This window comes from Pseudomonas sp. P5_B2, assembly GCF_056400445.1.
The window spans coordinates 1-7,778 of the sequence record NZ_JBFULH010000187.1 but is presented as its reverse complement, the minus strand read 5'-3'; the positions used below and the strand labels follow the sequence as shown (position 1 = coordinate 7,778).

Annotated in this window: 6 protein-coding genes; 4 read left to right on the top strand and 2 right to left on the bottom strand. The window is 59.4% G+C overall.

Annotated features, from left to right (window positions below; translation table 11 throughout):
- The coding region (locus tag AC1DRJ_RS15325; RefSeq protein WP_477802911.1) for a type I glyceraldehyde-3-phosphate dehydrogenase at positions 1 to 745 on the top strand (745 nt) is incomplete at its 5' end.
- A 178-nt stretch (positions 746 to 923) separates the two neighbouring features.
- Positions 924 to 2,255: a CoA transferase gene (locus AC1DRJ_RS15320; RefSeq protein ID WP_477802910.1), complete on the top strand. Its 1,332-nt coding sequence runs from the start codon at positions 924 to 926 to the stop codon at positions 2,253 to 2,255.
- A 177-nt stretch (positions 2,256 to 2,432) separates the two neighbouring features.
- Here AC1DRJ_RS15320 and AC1DRJ_RS15315 read toward each other — a convergent pair whose 3' ends face one another.
- Together AC1DRJ_RS15315 and arcD (AC1DRJ_RS15310) are read right to left on the bottom strand one after the other, a co-directional pair.
- Entirely contained in the window at positions 2,433 to 3,296 is an 864-nt protein-coding gene (locus tag AC1DRJ_RS15315; protein ID WP_477802909.1) for a DNA-3-methyladenine glycosylase family protein, read from the bottom strand.
- Entirely contained in the window at positions 3,293 to 4,720 is a 1,428-nt protein-coding gene (gene arcD, locus AC1DRJ_RS15310; protein ID WP_477802908.1) for an arginine-ornithine antiporter, read from the bottom strand. Before arcD (AC1DRJ_RS15310) ends, AC1DRJ_RS15315 begins: the two co-directional genes overlap by 4 nt.
- A gap of 461 nt (positions 4,721 to 5,181) precedes the next feature.
- Here arcD (AC1DRJ_RS15310) and arcD (AC1DRJ_RS15305) point away from each other — a divergent pair, with 461 nt between their 5' ends.
- Together arcD (AC1DRJ_RS15305) and AC1DRJ_RS15300 are read left to right on the top strand one after the other, a co-directional pair.
- Entirely contained in the window at positions 5,182 to 6,609 is a 1,428-nt protein-coding gene (gene arcD / locus AC1DRJ_RS15305) for an arginine-ornithine antiporter (RefSeq protein WP_477802907.1), read from the top strand.
- A gap of 35 nt (positions 6,610 to 6,644) precedes the next feature.
- The coding region (locus AC1DRJ_RS15300; RefSeq protein WP_477802906.1) for an arginine deiminase at positions 6,645 to 7,778 on the top strand (1,134 nt) is incomplete at its 3' end.

Below are 7,778 nucleotides of genomic sequence, written 5' to 3'. Positions count from 1 at the left end.
GCCTTGGGCTGCGGAAAAAATTGATGTGGTATTCGAATGCACCGGTCTGTTCACCGACCGCACCAAAGCCGCCGCGCATATTACGGCCGGCGCACGCAAAGTGATCATTTCGGCCCCGGCCCAAGGCGCCGACGCCACTGTGGTTTATGGGGTTAACCACGACATTTTGCGCCAGCACCACCAAATCATTTCCAACGCGTCGTGCACCACCAACTGCCTGGCGCCGATCGCGCAGGTGCTGCACCGCGAACTGGGGATCGAGAGCGGTCTGATGACCACGATCCACGCCTACACCAACGACCAAAACCTCACCGACGTCTATCACACCGACCCGTACCGCGCCCGATCCGCCACCCAGAACATGATCCCGAGCAAGACCGGTGCGGCTGAAGCCGTCGGACTTGTGCTACCGGAACTGGCGGGCAAACTGACGGGCATGGCAGTGCGCGTCCCCGTGATCAATGTGTCGCTGGTGGATCTGACCGTGCAACTCAAGCGCGAAGCGTCCGCCGATGAAGTGAATGCGCTGCTTAAAGAAGCCAGCCAGCACTCGAAAATTCTCGGTTACAACACCCTGCCGCTGGTTTCCAGCGACTTCAATCACAATCCGCTGTCGTCGATTTTCGATGCCAACCACACCAAGTCCAGCGGCAAGCTGCTCAAGGTGCTGGCCTGGTATGACAACGAATGGGGCTTCTCCAACCGCATGCTCGATAACTGCCTGGCACTGTGTAATGCCGAGTAATTCGAGATGCATTGTGGAGATTCCCTGTAGGAGTGAGCCTGYTCGCGATGGCGGTGTGTCAGTCGACGGTGATGTTTGCTGATACACCGCYATCGCGAGCAGGCTCACTCCCACAGGTTTCATCTGGCGTGTCACTTGATTTGAACTATGATCGGGCTCTCGTTCCGGAGGGCCTTCGATGACTGATTTACTCACGTCCATTCAAGCCGCGCTCGGCTTGCCTCACACCGATATTCCCTTCACGTCGAGCGGCGCCCTGCCCTCGGCGTTTGCCGTCACTGACCTTGCCTGCGCCAGCATTGCGGCTACCGGACAAGCTGTCAGTGAGTTATTGCTGCAGCACACCGGTCGCTTGCCCGGCGTTGAAGTCGACCGCAGACTCGCCTCTTTCTGGTTCGCCACCTCGATCCGCCCCACAGGCTGGAGCGTCCCTCCCCTGTGGGATCCGGTGGCCGGTGACTACGCGACCCATGACGGCTGGGTTCGTCTGCACACCAACGCACCCCATCACCGCGCTGCGGCTGAAAGCGTGCTCGGCAGCTGTACCGACCGCGCGGCGATGGCGAGCAAGGTGGCGAAATGGGCCGCAAGCGATCTGGAACAGGCCGTGATCGACGCCGGCGGATGCGCCGCCGAGATGCGCACGTGGACGCAATGGCAACAGCACCCCCAAGGGTTGGCCGTGAACGCCGAGCCGTTGATTCAGTTCAGCGGCGACAGTGGGCAACACGCGAAACCGTGGCAAGGCAACGTAGCCCGGCCGCTGACCGGGCTCAAGGTGCTGGATTTGACCCGAGTACTGGCCGGTCCGGTCGCCAGCCGTTTTCTCGCCGGCCTCGGTGCAGAGGTGTTGCGCATCGACCCACCGACCTGGAACGAACCTGGCGTGGTGCCGGAAGTCACCCTGGGCAAACGCTGCGCACGCCTGGACCTGCACAACAAGGGGGATCGCGCGGTGTTCGAAACGCTGCTCAAGGAGGCCGACATCCTTCTGCACGGCTACCGTGCCGATGCACTGGAGCGCTTGGGCTACGGCGTTGCCGAGCGCCGGACACTGGCGCCAAGCCTGATCGATGTCAGCCTCAACGCTTATGGCTGGAGTGGCCCATGGCAGAACCGCCGTGGTTTCGACAGCCTGGTACAGATGAGCAGCGGGATTGCCGACGCCGGGATGCAGTGGAAGAACGCGGACAAACCGACACCTTTGCCGGTGCAAGCACTCGATCACGCCACCGGGTATTTGATGGCGGCTGCGGCGATCAGGTTATTGGGTCGTGGCGGCTCGGCGCGGTTGTCGCTGGCGCGTACGGCGAAGTTGTTGATTGCAAAGGGCCCTGGAACAGCCGAGGCGTTACGGGCGGAGGATGAAAACGATCAGGGGCTGGTGGTTGAACAGACACCCTGGGGACCGGCACATCGGCTTCATGTGCCGCTGAAAATCACCGGCACGCCGTTACAGTGGGTACTTCCGGCTACTGAATTGGGTTCCCATCGCGCGCAGTGGTGGTGACAGTACTGGCCTAATCGCCAGCAGGCTGGCTCCCACAGTGGGTATGCGTCGCTCACAACACCTGTGGAAGCCAGCCTTCAAAACCAATTCATTAAGACAGTTACCCCTCACACTGCATCTGCGTCGTGCACAACATGTGTGAGCCAGCCTGCTGGCGATGAGGCCCGAACAGACAACTCAATCCGACCGGCTCAGCGACGTCCAAAGCAACTGCGCCGCATACCCTCGATGAGGTCGCCACGCCTCGGCTCGCAGCAGCAACTCACGCGCCGTCACCGGCCCACCTTCAAGCGCGGCCAGCGCGTTGATCAACCCCACATCGCCTGACGGAAACGCATCCGGCTCGCGTAACTGACGCAAGGCAATGTACTGCGCCGTCCAGTCACCAATCCCGTGCAACGCCAACAACCGCGCCATACCGTCCTCCCGACCGGGCTCAAACAACAGCGGATCATCCAGCAATGCCTGCGCCACGCCAGACAAGGTTCGCCTCCGGCTTTTCGGCATGCCCAACGCTGCCAGATCCGCCTGCGTCAACACCGCCGCCTCAGGAAACACATGGGTTAACCCCGCCAGCGGCGACTGCAACGGCGCGCCATACTGCGCCACCAGTTTGCTCGCCAACCGGATCGCTGCACCCACGGTAATCTGCTGCCCCAGCACGGCGCGAATCGCCAGTTCCAGCCCATCCCATGCCCCCGGCACTCGTAATCCCGGACGCTGGGCAATCAAGCGTTTCATCAAGGGGTCCGACGCCAACGGTCGGTGGATCGACGGCAGCTCCGCATCCAGATCAAACATCCGCCGCAGTCGCCCTACGATCTCAGGCACCGCCGACACATCCGGAAAATCCAGCGCCAGCTCAAGCGCATCACTCTCCGTCGACCCTATCGAAACCGTGCCGTGAACACCGTTCAGCCCGATGCTGCGCGAATACACCCCATCGGCCACGACTTCCAGACCGGCCACCGCCCGCGCCGATAAAAACTGCAACATCGCCGACCAGTCATAGGGCGGTTGATACGCAAGCAACACTCTCACAACGACAACAAACCCGTGTACAACCCGTACGCGGCAACCCCAGCACCCACCAGCACAACGATAAAAATGCCCTTCTCTATAGTCGTGAACAATGGCTCGCCCTGCTCACGCTTGGCCTTGGCAAACAGAATCACCCCCGGCGCATACAGCAATGCCGACAGCAGCAGATATTTGACCCCGCCGGCATACAGCAACCACACCGCATACCCCAGCGCGATACCGCCGACCATCAGGTCCTTAGTGCGCTCGGCACTGGCATTCTCATAGGTTTCGCCGCGCCCGCTCAACAACACCGCATACGCCGCCGACCACAGGTACGGCACCAGAATCATCGACGACGCGAGGTAGATCAGGCTGGTGTAAGTGCCGGCGGAAAACAGCGTGATCAGCAGAAAGATCTGGATCATCACGTTGGTCAGCCACAGCGCGTTCACCGGCACATGGTTGGCGTTTTCCTTTTTCAGGAAGGCGGGCATGGTCTTGTCTTTGGCCGTGGCGAACAGAATCTCGGCACACAGCAGCGCCCAAGACAGCAACGCACCCAGCAGCGAAATCGCCAGGCCAACGCTGATCAGCAACGCGCCCCAGGGCCCGACAATATGTTCGAGCACCGCCGCCAGCGAAGGGTTCTGCAAGTTGGCCAGTTCCGGCTGGCTCATGATCCCCAGTGACAGCACGTTGACCAGCACTAACAGCGCCAGCACCCCGATGAAACCGATGACCGTCGCCCGGCCCACGTCCGAACGCTTCTCCGCTCGTGCCGAATACACGCTGGCGCCTTCAATGCCGATAAACACGAACACCGTCACCAGCATCATGTTGCGCACCTGATCCATCACCCCGCCGAATTCCGGGTTGCTGTGCCCCCAGATATCCCGGGTAAAAATGTCGGCCTTGAAAGCGACGGCGGCGATGACGATGAACATGATCAGCGGCACGATCTTCGCCACGGTGGTCACCTGGTTGATGAACGCCGCCTCCTTGATCCCGCGCATCACCAGAAAATGCACGGCCCACAACAATACCGAGGCGCAGCCGATCGCAATGGGCGTGTTGCCCTGGCCAAAAACCGGAAAGAAGTAACCGAGGGTGCTGAACAGCAACACGAAATAACCGACGTTRCCCAGCCAGGCGCTGATCCAGTAGCCCCAGGCTGATGAGAAACCCATGTAGTCACCGAAGCCTGCCTTGGCGTAGGCGTACACCCCGGAATCGAGTTCGGGTTTGCGATTGGCCAGGGTCTGGAAGACGAATGCCAGCGTCAGCATCCCCACGGCGGTGATGGCCCAGCCGATCAATACCGCCCCCGCATCGGCCCGTGCCGCCATGTTCTGCGGCAACGAGAAAATCCCGCCACCAATCATCGATCCCACCACCAGGGCGATCAGCGCGCTCAGGCGTAGCTTTTGAGTCGGTTGTGACATTCCTGCGTCTCCACTGTTTCCTGATGCGGCCGGGGTGACCCTTGTTATAAAACCGTCACATGCTTGGTTTTAACTAATAGGTACAGCGTAATAACGTTTATTAGATGACGCCATGCCAAGCCTTGCTATTTATAACTGATCATTCTATGAGCGTCATGATAAAGAGCATTTTTTACGGGGGTATTCCTGTCAAATTCACTCCGTTCATGAAACCGGCGCCAAATATTTGCGGAAACGAAAAAACCAACTAGCTTAAAAATCGAAGCAGGGGGCTCTTTATTCCTGTTTGTTCTGACCGAGGCCTCTGGATAGGGCTTTCCCGGCAGTACCCCCATGGACGGAAAAGATTTGTAACCCTTTAATAAACAATGGAATGTGCCCATCCAATGATCTAAGTCAGATGTTCGAACAGTTGGCAGAACTACTCTGTTGTCTCTCTTCTCCTGCACTGGAGTCATGCGATGTCTGAATCCCCCGGAAAACTGAAACTTGGCGCATTGGTTGCGTTAGTAGTCGGATCAATGATTGGCGGCGGGATCTTCTCGTTGCCACAAAACATGGCCGCCAGTGCCGATGTTGGCGCTGTACTGATCGGTTGGGCCATCACTGCCGTCGGCATGCTGACCCTGGCGTTCGTCTTCCAGACCCTCGCCAACCGCAAGCCTGATCTGGACGGCGGGGTTTATGCCTACGCCAAGGCCGGATTCGGCGACTACATGGGTTTCTCTTCCGCCTGGGGGTACTGGATCAGTGCCTGGCTGGGCAACGTCGGCTACTTCGTGCTCTTGTTCAGCACCCTCGGCTACTTCTTCCCCATTTTTGGTGAGGGCAATACGGTCGCAGCCATCATCGGTGCATCGGCACTGCTCTGGGGTGTGCATTTCCTCGTGTTGCGTGGGATCAAGGAAGCGGCGTTCATCAACATGGTGACCACCGTCGCCAAGATTGTGCCACTGGTGCTGTTCGTGTTGATCGCGATCTTCGCCTTCAAACTGGACATCTTCACCGCTGACATCTGGGGCTTGAAAAACCCGGACCTGGGCAGCGTGATGAACCAGGTGCGCAAAATGATGCTGGTCACCGTCTGGGTGTTCATCGGCATCGAGGGTGCGAGCATCTTCTCGGCCCGCGCCGAAAAACGCAGCGACGTGGGTAAAGCCACCGTCATCGGTTTCGTCRCCGTGCTGCTGTTCCTGGTGCTGGTGAACGTGCTGTCCCTGGGCATCATGACCCAACCGGAACTGGCCAAGTTGCAGAACCCGTCGATGGCGGCAGTGCTGGAGCATGTGGTCGGTCATTGGGGCGCGGTGCTGATCAGCGTCGGCTTGATCATCTCGCTGCTGGGAGCGTTGCTGTCGTGGGTGCTGCTGTGTGCGGAGATCATGTTCGCCGCCGCCAAGGACCACACCATGCCGGAGTTCCTGCGCAAGGAAAACGTCAACCATGTGCCGGTCAACGCACTGTGGCTGACCAACGCGATGGTGCAGCTGTTTCTGATCATCACCCTGTTTTCGGCCAGTACTTACCTGTCGCTGATCTACCTCGCCACCTCGATGATCCTGGTGCCCTACCTGTGGTCGGCGGCGTATGCGCTGCTGCTGGCGGTGCGCGGTGAGACTTACGAAAACGATGGCGGCGATCGCACCAAGGACCTGCTCATCGGCGCCATCGCGGTGATCTACGCGGTCTGGCTGGTCTACGCGGGGGGCACCAAATACCTGCTGCTGTCCGCCCTGCTCTATGCGCCTGGCGTGATCCTGTTCGCCAAGGCCAAGCGAGAACTCGGCAAACCTGTTTTCACCAACATCGAGAAGCTGATTTTTGTAGCAGTGATATTGGGCGCCGTGGTGGCGGCCTATGGACTGTATGACGGCTTCCTGACCCTGTAACACCCGAATAATTTGTCATCTGGAGGATCACTGTAATGACCACGGAAAAAGTTAAGTACGGCGTACATTCCGAAGCCGGCAAACTGCGCAAAGTCATGGTTTGCTCCCCCGGCCTGGCCCACCAGCGGCTGACCCCGAACAACTGTGACGAACTGCTTTTTGATGATGTGTTGTGGGTCGCCCAAGCCAAGCGTGACCACTTCGACTTCGTCAACAAGATGCGCGAACGCAACATCGACGTGCTGGAAATGCACAACCTGTTGACCGACATCGTCGCGATCCCGGCAGCGCTGGACTGGATTCTGGAACGCAAGATCACCCCTAACTCGGTGGGCCTGGGCCTGATCAATGAAACCAGTTCGTGGTTGCGTAGCCTGGAGCCGCGCCAAATCGCCGAATTCCTGATCGGCGGTGTCTCCGCCGATGACCTGCCGGACAGTTTCGGTGGCAAAACCATCGAGATGTTCCGCGACTTCCTCGGCCACTCCAGCTTCATTCTGCCGCCACTGCCAAACACCCAGTTCACCCGCGACACCACGTGCTGGATCTACGGTGGCGTGACCCTGAACCCGATGTACTGGCCCGCGCGCCGTCAGGAAACCCTGCTGACCACCGCCATTTACAAATTCCATCCGCAATTCACCAACGCCGAATTCGAGATCTGGTACGGCGACCCGGATCAGGAACACGGCAGCTCCACCCTCGAAGGTGGCGACGTGATGCCAATCGGCAACGGCGTGGTGCTGATCGGCATGGGCGAACGTACGTCCCGTCAGGCCATTGGCCTGCTGGCACTCAACCTGTTCAAAAACAAAGCGGTCGAAAAAGTCATCGTCGCCGGCCTGCCGAAGTCCCGCGCTGCGATGCACCTGGACACTGTTTTCAGCTTCTGTGACCGCGATCTGGTCACCGTTTTCCCTGAAGTCGTCAACCAGATTGTCGCCTTCACCCTGCGTCCGGACGAGAAAAAACCGGGCGGCATCGACATCCGACGCGAAGAAACCACCTTCCTCGACACGGTGGCCAAAGCCCTCAACTTGAAAGAATTGCGGGTGGTGGAAACCGGCGGCAACAGCTTCGCCGCCGAACGCGAACAATGGGACGACGGCAACAACGTGGTGGCCATGGAGCCAGGCGTGGTCATCGGTTATGACCGCAACACCTACACC

What these genes read in the sequence shown, in the direction of transcription:
- AC1DRJ_RS15320 (WP_477802910.1), top strand. Translation starts at nt 924, where the DNA reads ATGACTGATTTACTCACGTCCATTCAAGCCGCGCTCGGCTTGCCTCAC.